This window comes from Thioclava sp. FR2 (genome assembly GCF_051200875.1).
GTDB lineage: Bacteria > Pseudomonadota > Alphaproteobacteria > Rhodobacterales > Rhodobacteraceae > Pseudotabrizicola.
This window is the reverse complement of the sequence record NZ_CP195191.1, coordinates 1,362,623-1,377,950: the sequence shown is the minus strand read 5'-3', so window position 1 is coordinate 1,377,950 and position 15,328 is coordinate 1,362,623. Positions and strand designations below refer to the sequence as shown.

20 protein-coding genes are annotated in these 15,328 nt (G+C 59.5%); 10 read left to right on the top strand and 10 right to left on the bottom strand.

Annotated elements, in window-relative coordinates; all coding sequences use genetic code 11:
* Positions 1-89 precede the first annotated feature (89 nt).
* The gene (locus ACSBLW_RS06565) at positions 90-416 is read right to left on the bottom strand and encodes a DUF4240 domain-containing protein (RefSeq protein WP_435260054.1); all 327 of its coding nucleotides are present in this window, start codon (positions 414-416) and stop codon (positions 90-92) included.
* Between the two features lie 206 nt (positions 417-622).
* Positions 623-1,597, bottom strand: a complete 975-nt coding sequence (cobS, locus tag ACSBLW_RS06560) for a cobaltochelatase subunit CobS (protein ID WP_435259429.1) — start codon at positions 1,595-1,597, stop codon at positions 623-625.
* A 191-nt stretch (positions 1,598-1,788) separates the two neighbouring features.
* Here cobS and msrB point away from each other — a divergent pair, with 191 nt between their 5' ends.
* Complete coding sequence (gene msrB / locus ACSBLW_RS06555; RefSeq protein ID WP_435259428.1) at positions 1,789-2,262, top strand: peptide-methionine (R)-S-oxide reductase MsrB; 474 nt, start codon at positions 1,789-1,791, stop codon at positions 2,260-2,262.
* Between the two features lie 12 nt (positions 2,263-2,274).
* Here the strand turns inward: msrB and ACSBLW_RS06550 are convergent, their stop codons facing one another.
* Positions 2,275-2,907: a DnaJ domain-containing protein gene (locus ACSBLW_RS06550; RefSeq protein ID WP_435259427.1), complete on the bottom strand. Its 633-nt coding sequence runs from the start codon at positions 2,905-2,907 to the stop codon at positions 2,275-2,277.
* Between the two features lie 83 nt (positions 2,908-2,990).
* Here ACSBLW_RS06550 and ACSBLW_RS06545 point away from each other — a divergent pair, with 83 nt between their 5' ends.
* From ACSBLW_RS06545 to ACSBLW_RS06535, 3 genes are all read left to right on the top strand, one after another.
* Positions 2,991-3,242, top strand: coding sequence for a BolA family protein (locus ACSBLW_RS06545; protein ID WP_435259426.1), 252 nt, complete (start codon positions 2,991-2,993; stop codon positions 3,240-3,242).
* A gap of 175 nt (positions 3,243-3,417) precedes the next feature.
* Positions 3,418-3,813 (top strand): RidA family protein, encoded by a 396-nt coding sequence (locus ACSBLW_RS06540; RefSeq protein ID WP_435259425.1) that lies wholly within the window; start codon positions 3,418-3,420, stop codon positions 3,811-3,813.
* Positions 3,814-3,824: 11 nt separating this feature from the next.
* Positions 3,825-4,412 (top strand): YdeI/OmpD-associated family protein, encoded by a 588-nt coding sequence (locus tag ACSBLW_RS06535; protein ID WP_435259424.1) that lies wholly within the window; start codon positions 3,825-3,827, stop codon positions 4,410-4,412.
* 3 nt (positions 4,413-4,415) lie between these two features.
* On the opposite strand, the gene ACSBLW_RS06530 is transcribed toward ACSBLW_RS06535, so the two are convergent.
* From ACSBLW_RS06530 to ACSBLW_RS06520, 3 genes are read right to left on the bottom strand one after another with little or no spacing between them, the layout of a single operon-like run.
* Positions 4,416-4,943, bottom strand: a complete 528-nt coding sequence (locus tag ACSBLW_RS06530) for a peroxiredoxin (RefSeq protein ID WP_435259423.1) — start codon at positions 4,941-4,943, stop codon at positions 4,416-4,418.
* A 15-nt stretch (positions 4,944-4,958) separates the two neighbouring features.
* On the bottom strand, positions 4,959-5,384 hold the full coding sequence (locus tag ACSBLW_RS06525) for a GlcG/HbpS family heme-binding protein (protein ID WP_435259422.1): 426 nt from the start codon (positions 5,382-5,384) through the stop codon (positions 4,959-4,961).
* A complete protein-coding gene (locus ACSBLW_RS06520; protein WP_435259421.1) occupies positions 5,381-7,549 on the bottom strand; it encodes a malate synthase G in 2,169 nt (722 codons plus the stop codon). The genes ACSBLW_RS06525 and ACSBLW_RS06520 overlap by 4 nt, the downstream gene beginning before the upstream one ends.
* 223 nt (positions 7,550-7,772) lie before the next feature.
* Here ACSBLW_RS06520 and ACSBLW_RS06515 point away from each other — a divergent pair, with 223 nt between their 5' ends.
* The 4 genes from ACSBLW_RS06515 to ACSBLW_RS06500 are packed head-to-tail and all read left to right on the top strand — an operon-like array spanning position 7,773 to position 9,386.
* Entirely contained in the window at positions 7,773-8,114 is a 342-nt protein-coding gene (locus ACSBLW_RS06515) for an ArsR/SmtB family transcription factor (protein WP_435259420.1), read from the top strand.
* The gene (locus ACSBLW_RS06510; protein WP_435259419.1) at positions 8,104-8,571 is read left to right on the top strand and encodes an SRPBCC family protein; all 468 of its coding nucleotides are present in this window, start codon (positions 8,104-8,106) and stop codon (positions 8,569-8,571) included. The genes ACSBLW_RS06515 and ACSBLW_RS06510 overlap by 11 nt, the downstream gene beginning before the upstream one ends.
* Positions 8,568-9,011 (top strand): SRPBCC domain-containing protein, encoded by a 444-nt coding sequence (locus tag ACSBLW_RS06505; RefSeq protein ID WP_435259418.1) that lies wholly within the window; start codon positions 8,568-8,570, stop codon positions 9,009-9,011. Before ACSBLW_RS06510 ends, ACSBLW_RS06505 begins: the two co-directional genes overlap by 4 nt.
* Before the next feature lie 3 nt (positions 9,012-9,014).
* Entirely contained in the window at positions 9,015-9,386 is a 372-nt protein-coding gene (locus tag ACSBLW_RS06500) for a hypothetical protein (protein ID WP_435259417.1), read from the top strand.
* Here ACSBLW_RS06500 and ACSBLW_RS06495 read toward each other — a convergent pair.
* The 3 genes from ACSBLW_RS06495 to ACSBLW_RS06485 are packed head-to-tail and all read right to left on the bottom strand — an operon-like array spanning position 9,383 to position 11,284.
* Positions 9,383-9,541, bottom strand: coding sequence for a DUF2256 domain-containing protein (locus ACSBLW_RS06495; protein WP_435259416.1), 159 nt, complete (start codon positions 9,539-9,541; stop codon positions 9,383-9,385). The genes ACSBLW_RS06500 and ACSBLW_RS06495 overlap by 4 nt on opposite strands.
* A 3-nt stretch (positions 9,542-9,544) precedes the next feature.
* Positions 9,545-11,053 carry an FAD-binding domain-containing protein gene (locus ACSBLW_RS06490; protein ID WP_435259415.1) on the bottom strand — a complete coding sequence of 503 codons (1,509 nt, stop codon included), beginning with the start codon at positions 11,051-11,053 and terminating at the stop codon, positions 9,545-9,547.
* 39 nt (positions 11,054-11,092) lie between these two features.
* Positions 11,093-11,284, bottom strand: a complete 192-nt coding sequence (locus ACSBLW_RS06485; RefSeq protein ID WP_435259414.1) for a hypothetical protein — start codon at positions 11,282-11,284, stop codon at positions 11,093-11,095.
* 96 nt (positions 11,285-11,380) lie between these two features.
* On the opposite strand from ACSBLW_RS06485, the gene pepN reads away from it, so the two are divergent.
* Positions 11,381-13,948, top strand: a complete 2,568-nt coding sequence (gene pepN, locus ACSBLW_RS06480) for an aminopeptidase N (RefSeq protein WP_435259413.1) — start codon at positions 11,381-11,383, stop codon at positions 13,946-13,948.
* 52 nt (positions 13,949-14,000) lie between these two features.
* A complete protein-coding gene (locus tag ACSBLW_RS06475) occupies positions 14,001-14,534 on the top strand; it encodes a hypothetical protein (RefSeq protein WP_435259412.1) in 534 nt (177 codons plus the stop codon).
* 6 nt (positions 14,535-14,540) lie between these two features.
* Here ACSBLW_RS06475 and ACSBLW_RS06470 read toward each other — a convergent pair whose 3' ends face one another.
* Positions 14,541-15,317, bottom strand: coding sequence for a 23S rRNA (adenine(2030)-N(6))-methyltransferase RlmJ (locus ACSBLW_RS06470; protein ID WP_435259411.1), 777 nt, complete (start codon positions 15,315-15,317; stop codon positions 14,541-14,543).
* Positions 15,318-15,328 lie beyond the last annotated feature (11 nt).

Here is a 15,328-nt window from a genome sequence, read left to right as displayed (position 1 = left end):
AAAACCTGCTAATCAATTAATCCGTTTGGAGAAAGTCATGCCGCATCCGCATAGTGTGGCGGCTTGGATACGAAACGAGTTGGGTAGGACTATTTCCACCCGTCGATATTTGAGAACGACTCGATCGAAACGCTTGAATCCCGCTCAAATTCATCGCCCGTAACGTCACGAAATGCGATTGCCGGAATATACATTAGTGTCTCAAACCAAGCACCTGTGGACCAGCCCGGAAACTTTGACGGGTCTTGCAGAACAGATTCATAAAAGAGTTTTCCACGGGCGACTACCGCGAGCCTGGTGTAAAGGAAACTGTCCGATAGCCCGGGGATAAAGCTGTAGGCCGCGTAGTGACGCTTTGTGTCCAGCGCAAAGGTTTTTGACAGCCAGGATCTCGTAAAATGTGGCGATCTCCTCAGGGGGCTAGTTCAATAATGCGTTTAAAAGCGGACTGTAGTCAGTCTCGCTATCGTCCCATACCTGAACGTCTAGAAGCTGGATGAGATGCCAGAAATTGGCCTCATCCATTTTCATTTTTGGTTGACTCGGCGACAGCCAAATCACGACTGCGAACACCAAAATGAACGTAGCGATAGACGACAGCGTTCGCAGCATTCAGATTTGATCAGCGCATCGCCATGCTTGCGGCAGATTCCGGCAGTTCCTCGGCAAAGCAGCGCTGGTAGAACTCGGCCACGGTCTGACGCTCCAGCTCATCGCATTTGTTCAGGAAGGTCAGCCGGAAGGCATAGCCGACATTGCGGAAGATCTCGGCGTTCTGCGCCCAGTTCAGGACGGTCCGCGGCGACATGACCGTGGACAGATCACCATTCATGAAGGCGGTCCGGGTCAGGTCCGCCACGGTCACCATCTGCGAAATGGTCTTGCGGCCCTTTTCGGTGTTGTAATGCGCGTTCTTGGCCAGAACGATCGCAGCCTCGGCATCATGGCTCAGGTAGTTCAGCGTCGCGACCAGCGACCAGCGGTCCATCTGGGCTTGGTTGATTTGTTGGGTGCCGTGGTAAAGGCCGGTGGTATCACCCAGACCCACGGTGTTTGCGGTGGCAAACAGGCGGAAGGACGGATGGGGCGTGATGATTTCGTTCTGATCCAGCAGGGTCAACTTGCCGTCATGTTCCAGCACGCGTTGAATGACGAACATCACATCCGCGCGGCCAGCGTCATATTCATCGAACACAATCGCAACCGGGTTGCGCAGGGCCCAAGGCAGGATGCCTTCGTGGAATTCCGTCACCTGCTTGCCATCGCGCAGTTTGATTGCGTCTTTGCCGATCAGGTCAATCCGGCTGATATGGCTGTCAAGGTTAACGCGGACGCAAGGCCAGTTCAGACGTGCGGCGACCTGTTCGATATGGGTCGATTTGCCGGTCCCGTGATAGCCTTGGATCATCACGCGGCGGTTATAGGCAAAGCCCGCCAGAATGGCCAAGGTGGTGTCGGGATCAAACTTGTAGGTCGGGTCGATTTCAGGCACGCGGTCAGTGCGCTCCTCAAAACCCTTGACCTTCATGTCGGTATCAATGCCGAACACATCGCGTACAGAGATTTCTTCGGTCGGTTTCATCGCGTGATCCAGCATCGTCTAAATCCAATCCAGCCCATTCAAGGCCCATACCCCGATGGGCACAGCCAACCCCGGAGTTGTGGAACATAAAGCGGGGGGGTGCAAGGGGAAGGGCTGTATCCGTAACAACCTTTCCAGACTGATGAAACTATTTCTGACCTCGCGACGTATTGGCTGACATGAAGAGATCAAAAATGAGGTCGAAAATGCAGCGCAGAACCGTTTTAAGCTTGGGTGTCGCCGCCCTGGGGGCCGGTGTTTTCTATGGCCGATTTGCCGAAGCAACAGAAAACTTCGAGGTTTCGCTCTCCGATGCGGAATGGCGCAAACGTCTGACGAAGCTACAGTATGCCGTCCTGAGGGAAGAGGATACAGAGCGCGCCTTTACCAGTCCGCTGAACCTTGAAAAGCGCGAAGGCACTTTTCACTGCGCCGGCTGTGATCTGGCAGCGTTTTCGTCCCAGCACAAATATGACAGCGGCACCGGTTGGCCAAGCTTTTGGCAGCCCTTGCCGAATGCCATCGGGACAAAGCCGGATCGTGGCCTTTTCGGCTCGCGTACCGAGGTGCATTGCCGCCGCTGTGGTGGGCATTTCGGGCATGTCTTCAATGACGGGCCAAAGCCCACCGGCAAGCGTTATTGCATGAATGGTGCCGCCTTGGTGTTCAAGCCGGCTTAACCAAGGAGCCGCTTAGTCCTTGAAATTGCGGCTGTCCTTGATCTGGTCCCAAGCCCAGACAACCTCTTGCAACTGATCCTCGTGACTCCGGTCGCCGCCGTTCATGTCTGGGTGCAAGACCTTGATCAAGCCCTTGTAAGCCTTGCGAATATCAGCCTTTGACATGGTGTCGCGGCAATCCAGAATCTCAAGCGCCTTGCGTTCGGTCGAAGGCAATTTCCGCGTCGCAAGGTTGGCCACGCGGCCGGGGTTCTGGGTGCCTTTTTCGCCCAAAAGCTCCATCGGGTCATCGACGCCAAGACGAGACCACGCATTGCCATCCCCTTGACGGGAAAAGGGTTTTGTCTCGCGGCCCCAGACGCGATCCTTGTCGAGGAACTTTTGGAAGTCGTCATCTGACGTGCCTTCGAAGAAGTTCCATTTCAGATTGTATTCGCGGACGTGGTCTTTGCAGAACCAGAAGAAATCATCCAGCTGATCCGGGCTTTTCGGGGCACGGTAAATGCCCTGTTCGCTGCATCCCGGGAATTCGCAGGCGCGGGTGGATGTTTCGTAAGCCCCTGAAAAGCCACGACGATTGGTCTTCTTCTTCTTTTTGTCCGTCGACACACGCAGGTCGAAGTCAAATGGGGGCTTCGTTACCATGAAGGGAACCTTTCACTGGCTTTCCGACTCGGGCGGCACAGTTTAGGGAATTGAACGGCAAGGTGAAGGGGGGGATGATAAAAATGCCCGTGAAAGATGAGATCGACGCAAGGCTGAGGCAGGCGTTCAGCGTAGAAGTGCTTGAAATTGAAAACGAAAGTTACAAACACGCAGGGCATTCGGGTGACGATGGGTCGGGCGAAAGTCATTTCCGAATCCTCCTGCGCGCGCCGGAATTGGCGGCCATGGGGCGGGTTCAGCGGCATCGCGCGGTTCATGCGGCCCTGGGTGACATCAACACGCGTGTTCACGCCATCGCTTTGGACATAGGCTGAAAACGCCCTGTGTGTTTTGCGTGGGTTTCCCGTGGTTTTCCCGTGGGACATCCGTGGTCACAACCCGTGGCCATCGCAATGCCCGTCTTTGGCCCGATCTTGCGCTTCGCTTGCGGTGACGCGGGGCGTAAATTCTGGCACACTCTCCCATTGTCTTGATGGGGGAGATGACATCATGGCCAGTCAGCGCAAACTGATCTCAAACGGAAATCCGATGGAGGCTATTGTCGGGTTCAGCCGGGCTGTCAGAGTGGGAAATTTCATCGCCGTCGGGGGCACCGCGCCAGTGGATGCCAATGGTAAGACCGTAGGTGTGGGCGATGTCTTTGCCCAGACCAAGCAGTGCTTTGAAATCATCAAGGCCGCGCTGGAGCAGGCGGGGGCGGGGCTTGGGGATATCGTGCGAACGCGGGTGATCCTGACTGATATCGACAATTGGAAACCCGCAATCGAGGCAAGGAAACTTTACTGTCTTGAGGCGCGGCCTGTGGATACGATCATGTGCATTACGCGGTTCGTAAATCCGGAATGGTTGGTAGAGATTGAGGTGGACGCCGTCACCACCGATTAGAAAGGCGCAAGATGGAAGATCCGACCGTAAAGATTGACGCCTTCTTTTCGAAGGCGACCCGATGGTATGACGCGTTTGCCGTTTTGCGCGCTTTGGTTTTGAAAGCCGGTTTGACCGAAGAGTTCAAATGGCGTGGGCCGTGTTACACCCATGCAGGCGGCAATGTAGCGATCCTTGGCGGGTTCAAGAATTTCTGTGCGCTGACCTTTTTCAAGGGCGTGTTGCTGAAGGATGAAAAGGGGCTTTTGGCGCCTCCCGGTGACAATTCGCGCATTGCCCGCGTGTTTCGTGTGACCGACGTGGCCCAGATCCATCAGGCCGAGGCGGATCTGATGGAGTTGTTGCAGCAGGCCATGAAGCTGGAGGCCGAGGGAGTGAAGGTTGATCTGCCCGAGGCAGAGCCGGACCTACCGGAAGAACTGGTTGCGGCCTTGGAGGACGATGCGGAATTGGCCGAGGCGTTTGCGGCGCTGACGCCGGGGCGACAGCGGGGATGGGCCATCACCATTGGTCAGGCGAAACAGGCCGCGACGCGGGTGGCCCGCATCGCCAAAGCCCGCCCGCAGATTTTGGCGGGCAAGGGCATTCACGACCGATAGGGTTCAGCGGTTGCGCAGGTGATCCAGCATGGTGTCCGCGCCCGACATTTTGACGGGCACGCCTGTGGGATTGTCGCCAAAGCCGGGTTCCGGGAAGAAGGCTGTGATCTGGCCGTCTTCGACCAGCATGGAATAGCGCCAAGACCGCATTCCCATGCCGGTGGCCGAACGGTCGACCAACATGCCCATCTTGCGGGTAAATTCGCCATTGCCATCGGGCAGCATACGGACGCGGCTGATGTTTTGCGCCTTGGCCCATTGGAACATGACGAAGGCATCATTGACCGACAGGCAGATCACCTCATCCACGCCAAGGGTGGTGAATTCGTCGATTGCGGCCTCGTATCCCGGCAGGTGGCTTTCGGAACAGGCCGGGGTAAAGGCGCCGGGCAGGGCGAATAGCACGACGCGGCGACCTTTGAAGAGATCGTCACTGGTGACGGCCTTCCATTCGAACGGGTTCGGTCCTTCAAGGGCCGGGTTGCGGACCCTTGTGTGGAACGTCGCGTCAGGAACTTTTTGCGGATGCATCGGCGCCTCCTGTTGTTAGGCTTGGGCGATCAGGCCTGCGGCCTCGATTCCGGCGACGGCAACGGCAGCATCGTTTTCCGAGGTGTCGCCGGTGACGCCGACGGCGCCAAGGGTATTGCCCTTCGCGTCCTTGACCAGAACGCCGCCTTGGACCGGAACGAAGTCACCGCCGTAAAGGCCGTTCAGCGCGCCGACGAAATAGGCCTGAGCGTCGGCGCGGGTCTGAATGGCGCTGCCCGGCAGGCCCAGCATGACGCAGCCATTGGCCTTGCCATGCGCAATCGCATAGCGGCCGGGAGAAGCGCCATCTTGGCGTTCAAAGGCGATGGTGTGGCCGCCTGCATCGACGACAACGACGGAAAGCGGCTTCAGGCCCATCTCTTGGCCCTTGACCAGGGCTGTCGAGATGATTTTACGGGCTTTTCTGAGAGAGATGGTCATTTCGCGCCTGCCTTTGCCAACTCGGCCTTCTTTTCAAGACGCCGTGCATGCAGCACGGGTTCAGTATAGCCCGAGGGCTGTTCGCGTCCACGGATCACCAGATCACAGGCGGCCTTGAAGGCGATGCCGTCAAAGCTGGGGGCCATTGGCGTGTAGGCCGCGTCGCCCGCGTTCTGACGGTCCACCACTTCGGCCATTTTCTTCATCGTGGCCATGACTTCCTGTTCTCCGACAATGCCATGATGCAGCCAGTTCGCGATATGCTGCGAAGAGATGCGGCAGGTGGCGCGGTCTTCCATCAGGCCGACATCGTTGATGTCTGGCACCTTCGAGCAGCCAACGCCTTGGTCGACCCAGCGGACGACATAACCAAGGATGCCTTGGGCGTTGTTTTCCACCTCGCGCAGGATTTGTTCCGGCGTCCACTTGCGATAGCTGGCCAGCGGTACGTCAAGGATCGCATCCACATAGGCGCGGCGGCCGCCTTTCTTCAGCTTGGCCTGAACGGCGAAGACGTCGATGCGGTGGTAATGCAGCGCGTGCAGGGTGGCCGCGGTGGGGGATGGCACCCAAGCGCAATTCGCGCCCGATTTCGGGTGGTCGACCTTTTGTTCCAGCATCGCGGCCATCAGGTCGGGGGCTGCCCACATACCCTTGCCGATCTGCGCCTTGCCCGAGAAGCCGCATTCCAGACCGATATCGACGTTCTGGTTTTCGTAAGCGGTGATCCAGCCCTTGCGCTTGATGAAATCCTTGCGGCTGAAGGGACCGGCTTCCATCGAGGTGTGAATCTCGTCGCCGGTGCGGTCAAGGAAGCCAGTGTTGATAAAGCAGATCCGGGCTTTGGCGGCGCGGATGCATTCCTTGAGGTTGACCGAGGTGCGGCGCTCTTCGTCCATCACGCCCAGCTTGACGGTGTTCTTGGGCAGGCCAAGTGCTGCTTCGACACGGGTGAAGATCTCGTCCGCGAAGGAAACCTCTTCGGGGCCATGCATCTTTGGTTTCACCACATAGACCGAGCCTTTGACCGAATTGCGCGGCCCTTCGGTCTTTTGCAGGTCATGCATGGCGATAAGGGTGGTCATCATCGCATCCATGATGCCTTCGGGCACTTCGGCGCCCGAGGCGTCAAGGATTGCGGGGTTGGTCATCAGGTGGCCTACATTGCGGACCAGAAGAAGGGCGCGGCCCTTGACGGTCACACGGCCTTCGCCATCGGGGGTGGTGTAGGTGCGGTCTGCCTCCAGCGCGCGGGTGACGGTCTTGCCACCCTTTTCGAAGGATTCCTGAAGGTCGCCCTTCATCAGGCCCAACCAGTTGCGGTAGGCCAGAACCTTGTCCTCGCCGTCAACACAAGCGACCGAGTCTTCGCAATCCATGATCGCCGACAGGGCGCTTTCCAGATGGACGGCGGCAAGACCTGCCTGATCGCGGGCGCCGATGGGGTGGGTGCGGTCGAAGTGCAACTCGACGTGCAAACCGTTGTTTTTCAGAAGGATGGTGTCGGGTGCCATCGGGTGGCCGCGATAGCCCACGAATTTTGCGGGGTCGATCAGCGGCAGGTCATCGGCCAAAAGCTGGCCGCCCTTGACGTGATAGCGGCGCACATCGGCGTGGCTGATGCCTTGCAGCGGAAATGCCTCGTCCAGAAAGACACGGGCGCGGGCGACGACACGGCCGCCACGGCCCTTGTCATAGCCGCCTTTCGGCGGAGCGGACCCCATGGCGTCGGTACCATAGAGACAGTCGTAAAGGTTGCCCCAGCGGGCGTTTGCGGCGTTCAGCGCATAACGGGCATTGGTGATCGGCACCACAAGCTGCGGGCCGGCAACGGTGGCAATCTCGGGGTCGGTATTCGCGGTTTCGATTTCGAAAGCGCCGCCTTCCGGGACCAGATAGCCGATATCCGCAAGGAATGACGTGTAGGCCTCGTGATCATGCGGCTTGCCACGGTTTGCCACATGCCATGCGTCAATCTGCGATTGCAGGCTGTCGCGCTTGGCCAGAAGCGCGCGGTTCTTGGGGGCCAGATCGGTGACGATCTTGGCGAAATCCTCCCAGAACTTTGCTGCGCTGATCCCGGTGCCGGGAAGAGCCTCGGTTTCGACAAAGTTTTTGAGTTGGGCATCCACTTGGAGCCCGTTGATCGTCACCCTTTGGGTCATGTCCGTCCCTCTCCCTTTTCTGCGCCAGCCTGTCGGCCAAGACGGGCAGGGCGCAGTATGCATTAGAATACAGATAGTGCGAAAGTTTCCGATAGGCAACAAACGTGGTAAAAAAACTTTACCAGTTTTTCCGCAGCAGTTTCATCTATTTCGCGAAGGCAATGCTTAGCCGAGTTGCTAAGTTTTTACTTGTGCGACTCGGCGTGACGTGAATAGTAGGGGCATGTCTACGCATGAACCCGATCTTTCCCTTATTTTCCAAGCCTTGTCCGACCCTACCCGGCGGTCGATGCTGGCCCGTCTGGGCAAGGGGGTGGTCGCCGTTTCCGATCTGGCCGAGCCGACCGGGCTGCGGCTTCCCACGGTTCTGCGGCATTTGTCGGTGCTGGAAGAAGCGCGGCTGATCGAGACGGAAAAGCAGGGTCGGGTGCGGTTTTGCCGGGCCGTGCCGGAAAGCCTTGTTGTGGCCAATCAATGGTTGGAAGAGCGCCGCGCCGAATGGGAAGCGCGGACCGACCGGCTGGAAGCATTCTTGGAACATTTGGAGGACAGGGATGAAAATTAATCCCGAAACGGATTTGGAACTGGTGCGCCATCTGAAAGCGTCCCCGTCCAAGGTGTGGCGCTGCTGGACAGAGCCGAAGTTGCTGGAGCAATGGTTTGCTCCGAAGCCCGTGGTGACGCGGGATGTCGAAATTGACCTGCGCCCCGGCGGCAGTTTCAAGACCACGATGGATGTGCCCGGTCATGGGGCCATGGTGGGGCATGGCTGTTTTCTGGAGATAGATCCGGGCCGCAAACTTGCATGGACCGATCTGTTGCAAGGCGGCTATCGCCCGAATTCCGAGAGCTTTGGCTTTACCGCCTTTATCCTGCTGGAACCCGAAGGAGAGGGGACTTTGTATCGTGCGATTGCGCTGCATCGGACAGCGGAGCAACGCAAAAGCCACGAAGAGATGGGCTTTCACGACGGTTGGGGCACGGCGGCGGCGCAACTTGATGCCTTGGCGGTGACGCTGTGAGCGACGGACGTTCCATCCTGATGACGCGGGTGATCAAGGCCACGCCAGAGCGGATCTGGCGCTGCTGGACGGACCCGGACCTGTTGCCGCAATGGTTTGGGCCGCAGGGCTTTTCGTGCAAGACCAAGGAGATTGACCTGCGCGAGGGCGGCCACTGGTTGTTTGACATGATCGGGCCGCAGGGGGAAATCTATCCGAACCTGCACCGCTATCTGCGTTATGTCCCGTTTGAGCGGATCGAATTCAACATGTATGATCCGGGCGTGGACGCGGTTCACGCCGAGGTCTTGGTGACGCTGACACCGGTTGAGGGTGGCACGCGGTTCACGCAGGAAATGACCTTTGCAGATCGTGCGATGCGTGATGCCGTGGTCAATTTCGGGGCGGTGGAATATGGCAATACCACATTTGCAAAACTGGCGGCCCTTGCGGAAAGCTGACGCATGGCGGTTTTGATCGCGGTCAATGACTATCGCTTGTTGCGGAGCGCCGAGGCGTTTCTGGAAGCGGTTGCCGTTTTGGCCGCGCGTGTGGAACGCGAGGGGGAGCAGGGGGTCTTGGGCTATCGGTTCTTTGCCGATGCCAAGGGCGAAAACGGGCGGGCTGTGGTGCGCTACACCGGGCCCGCCGCTTGGCTGGGCCATCACGATCTGTCCTTTGGCTGGCCCGAGATGAAAGCCCTGCACGGTGTTGCAACCCTAGAGCGGGTCAGTTTTCTGGGGCGAGTTTCGGGCGAGATGCGCGATTGGATCGCTGGTTCGGGGCTGCGTGCCGAGATTTTGCACTATCCCGACGGGCAGGGGTTTGACCGTTAGCTGGCCGGTTTCTTTCTTGCCTCGCCCCGGCAGCGGTCTGAACAATATTTGACCTGATCCCAAACCTTTTCCCATTTCTTGCGCCATGTGAACGGGCGACCGCACGTGGCGCAGATTTTCTGAGGCAGATCGCCTTTTTTCACCATCTTCGCCATAGCTTACAGGTCCAAGCTCAACTGGTTTGTCGGGTCTGGGCGGCGGGGTTTTGGGCTGCGGTCATTGACAAAGCGCGGGTCGGCGCGGCTGGCATGGCGGCGCAGAATGGTGGCGATGTCTTCGCGGCTGCTTTGCTTTCGCAAACCAAAGATCGCGTCCCGTGCAGCGCGCTGTGCGGCCATCGCATCCACAATCGGTTCTGGGTAGCGGCGGCCAAGCAGGGTCTTTGCGCCCTCCCACCGCCACGGGGTTTGCAGATACGCGTCCGGCACTGTTGCCAGTTCCGGCACCCATCGGCGGGTGAAAGCGCCGGTCGGGTCTTGGTCAAGGCCTTGCTTGATCGGGTTGTAGATCCGGGGAGTGTTGATGCCAGTGACACCGGACTGCATCTGCACCTGCGGCCAATGGATGCCCGGTTCGTAATCGGTGAAACGGCGGGCGAGGACGGCGCCCGTTGCCCGCCAGTCAAGCCAGAAATGATAGGATGCAACCGCCATGACCATCGACCGCATCCGGAAATTCAGCCAGCCGGTTGCGTTTAGATAGCGCATGCAGGCATCCAGGAAAGGCAGACCGGTTTCACCATTCGACCACGCCGCCAGTCGCAGCGGGTCGGGATCGCGGGGGCGGAGCGTATCGGCGATGCGGTGCAGGGCGCGGATTTCGATACTGGGTTCGTCTTCAAGTTTCTGGATGAAGTGGTCACGCCAGGCGAGGCGGGATTGGAAACTGGTCAGTGATCCGCTCCATCGGCCGCCGGGGCGTTCGGCTTGGCGGGTGGCGGTTGCCTGAACAACCTCACGCAGAGAAAGGGTTCCCAGCGCGATATGGGGAGAGAGCCGGGAACAGGCGCGTTCGCCGGAAAGGGGCGAAGACATGGCGCTGCGATAGGGTTCGCCACGCTTGATGAGGAAACTTTCCAGCAAAGCCGTGGCTTGACCCCGTCCGCCGATCTGGCGGTGCGGGCAGGGGTCTTCGTTCAACTTCAATGCCTTGGCGGAAGGAACGGGCGTGGGTTCAAGGCCATCAACTGGGCGCAATACCGGGGCGGGCAACGCAGGCGCGGCCATGAAGTCATCCCTTTGACGCGCCCAGCCATCGCGGGACGCCAGCCGCCGCTGCACGCCCGATTGCGGCACCTCACGCCAGTCGATCCCTTGCCCGCGGGCCCAAGCCGCAACGCGTTGGTCACGGGCGTAGGTCCAGAGATTGCCGGTTTCTTCGTGGCTGACGATGGTGGTGATGCGGTGCTGTCGGCATATGCGGTCCAGCGTTGCAACCGCTTCGCCCGTGCGAATGACCAAGGGCGCCCCAAGGCCGCGCAATTCCAGTCTCAGGCTCTCCAAGGCGTCAGCCGTAAAGGCCCATTGTCGGGCTGAAATGTCCGGCAGCGCCCAGTAGTCCGGCTCGATCAGGTAAAAGGGCAAAACCGACCCAAGCCCCGCCCCAAGGGTAAGGGCGGGATGGTCGGTGATCCGAAGATCGCGCTTGAACCAGACAAGAACATTCATGGAACATTTATCTAGCTCTTGGCGCAGATTCGTAAAGCCTTAACCGTTCGTCAGCGCCGAAAGAGAAAGCTCTGTCTGACTGGTTTCGCCGGGTGTCTGGCCTTCCTCGGCCAGCCAGAAGCTGAGGGCAAAGAACAGGGCCAGCGAAAAGGCCACGACAGCGGCCAGTCCGATCAATGCGCCGCGGTGGCGATGTTTCAAACGCTCAAGGTCGGTATCGGGGGCAGACATAGACATTCCATTCCTGTTTGGGCTGCTGGTTGCAGCGGCGGTGATGCTTGTCTAACGTTTGCCCCGCGAAAACCGTTCCGCGATCAAGGAGACGTGATGTCAGACGCCAGCCCCCAGACCGTTTTTCTGTCTGATTACCAGCCCTTTAGCCACGTTCTGAAGCAGGTGTCCTTGGTGTTCCGGCTGTCCCCGCAAGCGACGCGGGTTCAGGCGCGGATTGACTTGGCGCCAAACCCCGCGCGGCCGGGGAAGCACGATCTGAGGCTGGATGGCGAAAGCGTGAAACTGATTTCCTGCAAGGTTGACGGGCGTGATGTGGCGCCGCTTGTCGATGCAACTGGCCTGACGCTGGCTGCCGCCGATCTGCCCGATGGCGCCTTTGTTCTGGAAACCGAGGTCGAAATCGCGCCCGAGGCGAATACGGCGCTGGAGGGGCTTTACATGTCGCGTGGCATGTACTGCACGCAATGCGAGGCCGAGGGTTTTCGCAAGATCACCTATTACCCTGACCGCCCCGATGTGATGGCTCCGTTCAAGGTGCGCGTTGAAGGCGACCTGCCGGTGCTTTTGTCGAACGGCAATCCTGTTGGGCAAGGGGCTGGATGGGCCGAATGGAACGACCCTTGGCCAAAGCCTGCCTACCTGTTCGCGCTGGTCGCCGGAGAGTTGGTGGCCCATTCCGCGCCCTTCCGCACCGCCTCGGGCCGCTCTGTTGACCTGAACATCTGGGTACGCCCTGGGGATGAAGATCGCTGCGCCTATGCCATGGACAGTCTGATCCGGTCGATGCGCTGGGATGAAGAGGTTTATGGCCGCGAATATGATCTGGACGTGTTCAACATCGTGGCGGTTGACGATTTCAACATGGGCGCGATGGAGAACAAGGGCCTGAACATCTTCAACTCCAAATTCGTGCTGGCCAGTCCGGAAACCGCGACCGATGATGATTTTGCCCGGATCGAGGCGATCATCGCGCATGAGTATTTTCACAACTGGACCGGCAACCGCATCACCTGCCGCGACTGGTTCCAGCTTTGCCTGAAAGAAGGGCTGACGGTGTTCCGCGACCAGCAGTTTTCGGGCGACATGCGGTCCCATGCGGTGAAGCGCATCGAAGATGTGCTGATGCTGCGGGCGCGTCAGTTCCGCGAGGATCAGGGTCCGCTTGCGCATCCGGTTCGCCCGGAAAGCTATATGGAGATCAACAACTTCTACACCGCCACGGTCTATGAAAAAGGCGCCGAGGTAATCGGGATGCTGAAGCGTCTGGTGGGCGATGAAGGCTATGCTAAGGCGCTGGATCTGTATTTTGATCGCCACGATGGTGAGGCTGCAACGATCGAGGATTGGCTGAAGGTCTTTGAGGATGCCACGGGCCGCGATCTGGCCCAGTTCAAGCGGTGGTATTCCGAGGCGGGAACGCCGCGCCTGAAGGTGTCGGAGGAGTGGGCCGAGGGCCGCCTGACGCTGCAGTTCGAGCAGGAAAACCCAGCCACGCCTGGGCAAGAGGTCAAGGGGGCCAAGGTCTTGCCGATTGCGGTGGGGCTGATCGGGCCGAATGGCGATGAGGCGGTGCCGACGACGGTTCTGGAGATGACAGAGACGCGCCAGAGTTTCAGCTTTGAGGGCTTGGGCGCGCGGCCCGTAGTCTCGATCCTGCGCGGGTTTTCGGCACCCGTGGTGCTGGAACGAGATCTGACGCCCGTCGACCGCGCCTTCCTGCTGGCCCATGACACCGACCCGTTCAACAAATGGGAGGCTGGGCGGGCGCTGGCCAAGGATGTCTTGGCCCGGATGGTGGCCGAAGGGGCCGATGTGGCGCCGATGTGGCTGGATGCAATGGCCGGAGTGGCCTTTGATGACCGGCTTGATCCAGCATTCCGGGCCTTGTGCCTGCGTCTGCCGTCGGATGATGACATGGCGCAGACGCTGCACGCGGCCGGGCATGTCCCCGATCCGGCACGGATTTATGCTTCGCGTCGGACCATGGGCGATGCCTTGGCGCACAGATTGCGCGACGGGTTGGAGGGGCTGATGGCCTCGATGTCGGTCTCGGGGGCCTTTACGCCCGATGCGGTTTCGGCCGGGAAACGGGCGCTTGGGAATGCGGCGCTGGGGCTGGTGTCAAGGCTGGATGGGGGCGCGGCGGCCAAGGATGCTTGGGCCAAGGCCGACAATATGACCGACCGGATTGGTGCGCTTTCGGCGCTGATTGATCTGGGCAAGGCTGAGGCTGCTTTGGCCGAGTTCGCGGCGATGTTTGGCCAAGACGGCAATGTGATGGACAAATGGTACATGCTGCAGATCGCGCTTGCTGCGCCGGATCGGGCGGTCGAGGTGGCCAAAGAGTTGACGGCACTGCCAGAATTCAACTGGAAGAACCCCAACCGTTTCCGGTCGGTGATCGGGGCGCTTTCGGCCAACCACGCAGGGTTCCACCGGGCGGATGGGGCGGCATATGCCTTTGTCGCCGACTGGCTGATGAAGCTGGACCCGCTGAACCCGCAAACCGCCGCCCGCATGTCGACAGCCTTTGAGACATGGCGCCGCTATGACGCGGACCGTCAGCAGATGGTGCAAGAGCAGTTGCGTCGGATTCTGGCGCAACCCGGCCTGAGCCGCGACATGACCGAAATGGCGGGACGGATGCAGAAAGGCGGTTGACAGATCGCGGAAAAGGCAAGCTACTCGGCAAAGTTGTAGTGTGAGGTTTTTTATGCCCTATATTATTGCTTTGCTTGGGTTAATCGGCGCTGTTTCCTATTGGCTTTTTCGCATCCGCATGGCGCGCGACGCCTTGGACGACATCAGTGGCGTGGCCTCGGATGTCATGGCTGCGGCACGGCGGTTCGGGTTTCGCAAGAAATACAACGCCCATCCCGTCGAAGGGCTGGAAGATCCCGATGTCGCGATTGCCGGTGCGGGGCTTTCCTTTCTGGAACTGTCGGGTCTTCCGACTGCCGAGCAGCAGAACGGCTTGATCGTTTCATTGCAGCATCGGCTTGGGCATGATGCGAAAAAAGCCGAAGAAGCGGTCATTCTGGGCCGCTGGTTGGTTACCGAAAGCGGTGGCGCGGCTGGGGGACTCGAACGCTTGACCCGGCGGTTGTACAAACTTCGCGGGGCTGAGGGACTTCAGCCCTTGATGGAAGTGTTGGGCGATGTTGCCAAGGCGAGCCGCGACGGCCAACTGAGCGATCGTCAACGTGAGGCGCTTGCGGATATTACGCGTGTCTTCCGGCTGAAATAGCCAAGATCACAGTGAGCGGAAACGTCCGGAAAGCCACTTCGCCTCTTCTTCGAGGCCGAAGGGTGGGTTGATGATGAACATGCCCGAGCCTGTCATCCGGTGACCGTCGCGTGCCGGGGGAAAGGTCACCTCATGAACCAGCGCGTCGGGGTGGTTTTCCTTTAGGCTGCGGAGCATCGGCAGATGCGGATTGCCGGACAGGATCGGATACCACAGCGCGATTATGCCGACGTTCCATTTGCGGGCGATCTGGCCGATGACCTTGGGCAGGTATTCGTAATCGGTCTTGATCTCATAGCTGGGGTCGATCAGCAGCATTCCGCGGCGGGGCGTGGGCGGGCAGATCGAAAGCGCCTTTTTCAGACCGTCTTCCATATGGACATGGGCGCCGAAGGGTGCGGCAGCATAGCTGAGCGCTGCATGTTCCTGCGGATGCAATTCGCAGAGGTGGATCGTGTCCATCTCTCGCAACAGATGCCCGGCGATCAGGGGGCTTCCCGGATAGGCCTGCGGTCCGCGTTCGGCCCGTGTCTGACGCAGAGCGCGAATATAAGGGTGCGTCGCGGGGAACCAACGTTCCGCGAGGGCGATCCCTTTTGCCGCCTCGCCCGTCTTTACTGCCTCGGCGGCGGACAGGTCATATAGACCCCGGCCGGCATGGCTTTCGATATAGGTCAGCGGTTTGTCCTTGCGGGTCAAGTAGTCCAGCATCCATGCCAGAAGCGCGTGCTTTTGGACATCAGCAAGGTTTCCGGCGTGATAGAGATGTTGATAGGACAGCATCCCCTTGGCCT

Bases quoted from the DNA above. Each gene is read 5' to 3' on its own strand.
- cobS (WP_435259429.1), bottom strand. From the start codon at position 1,597: ATGCTGGATCACGCGATGAAACCGACCGAAGAAATCTCTGTACGCGAT.
- msrB (WP_435259428.1), top strand. From the start codon at position 1,789: ATGCAGCGCAGAACCGTTTTAAGCTTGGGTGTCGCCGCCCTGGGGGCC.
- ACSBLW_RS06550 (WP_435259427.1), bottom strand. From the start codon at position 2,907: ATGGTAACGAAGCCCCCATTTGACTTCGACCTGCGTGTGTCGACGGAC.
- ACSBLW_RS06545 (WP_435259426.1), top strand. From the start codon at position 2,991: ATGCCCGTGAAAGATGAGATCGACGCAAGGCTGAGGCAGGCGTTCAGC.
- ACSBLW_RS06540 (WP_435259425.1), top strand. From the start codon at position 3,418: ATGGCCAGTCAGCGCAAACTGATCTCAAACGGAAATCCGATGGAGGCT.
- ACSBLW_RS06535 (WP_435259424.1), top strand. From the start codon at position 3,825: ATGGAAGATCCGACCGTAAAGATTGACGCCTTCTTTTCGAAGGCGACC.
- ACSBLW_RS06530 (WP_435259423.1), bottom strand. From the start codon at position 4,943: ATGCATCCGCAAAAAGTTCCTGACGCGACGTTCCACACAAGGGTCCGC.
- ACSBLW_RS06525 (WP_435259422.1), bottom strand. From the start codon at position 5,384: ATGACCATCTCTCTCAGAAAAGCCCGTAAAATCATCTCGACAGCCCTG.
- ACSBLW_RS06520 (WP_435259421.1), bottom strand. From the start codon at position 7,549: ATGACCCAAAGGGTGACGATCAACGGGCTCCAAGTGGATGCCCAACTC.
- ACSBLW_RS06515 (WP_435259420.1), top strand. From the start codon at position 7,773: ATGTCTACGCATGAACCCGATCTTTCCCTTATTTTCCAAGCCTTGTCC.
- ACSBLW_RS06510 (WP_435259419.1), top strand. From the start codon at position 8,104: ATGAAAATTAATCCCGAAACGGATTTGGAACTGGTGCGCCATCTGAAA.
- ACSBLW_RS06500 (WP_435259417.1), top strand. From the start codon at position 9,015: ATGGCGGTTTTGATCGCGGTCAATGACTATCGCTTGTTGCGGAGCGCC.
- ACSBLW_RS06495 (WP_435259416.1), bottom strand. From the start codon at position 9,541: ATGGCGAAGATGGTGAAAAAAGGCGATCTGCCTCAGAAAATCTGCGCC.
- ACSBLW_RS06490 (WP_435259415.1), bottom strand. From the start codon at position 11,053: ATGAATGTTCTTGTCTGGTTCAAGCGCGATCTTCGGATCACCGACCAT.
- ACSBLW_RS06485 (WP_435259414.1), bottom strand. From the start codon at position 11,284: ATGTCTGCCCCCGATACCGACCTTGAGCGTTTGAAACATCGCCACCGC.
- pepN (WP_435259413.1), top strand. From the start codon at position 11,381: ATGTCAGACGCCAGCCCCCAGACCGTTTTTCTGTCTGATTACCAGCCC.
- ACSBLW_RS06475 (WP_435259412.1), top strand. From the start codon at position 14,001: ATGCCCTATATTATTGCTTTGCTTGGGTTAATCGGCGCTGTTTCCTAT.
- ACSBLW_RS06470 (WP_435259411.1), bottom strand. From the start codon at position 15,317: ATGCTGTCCTATCAACATCTCTATCACGCCGGAAACCTTGCTGATGTC.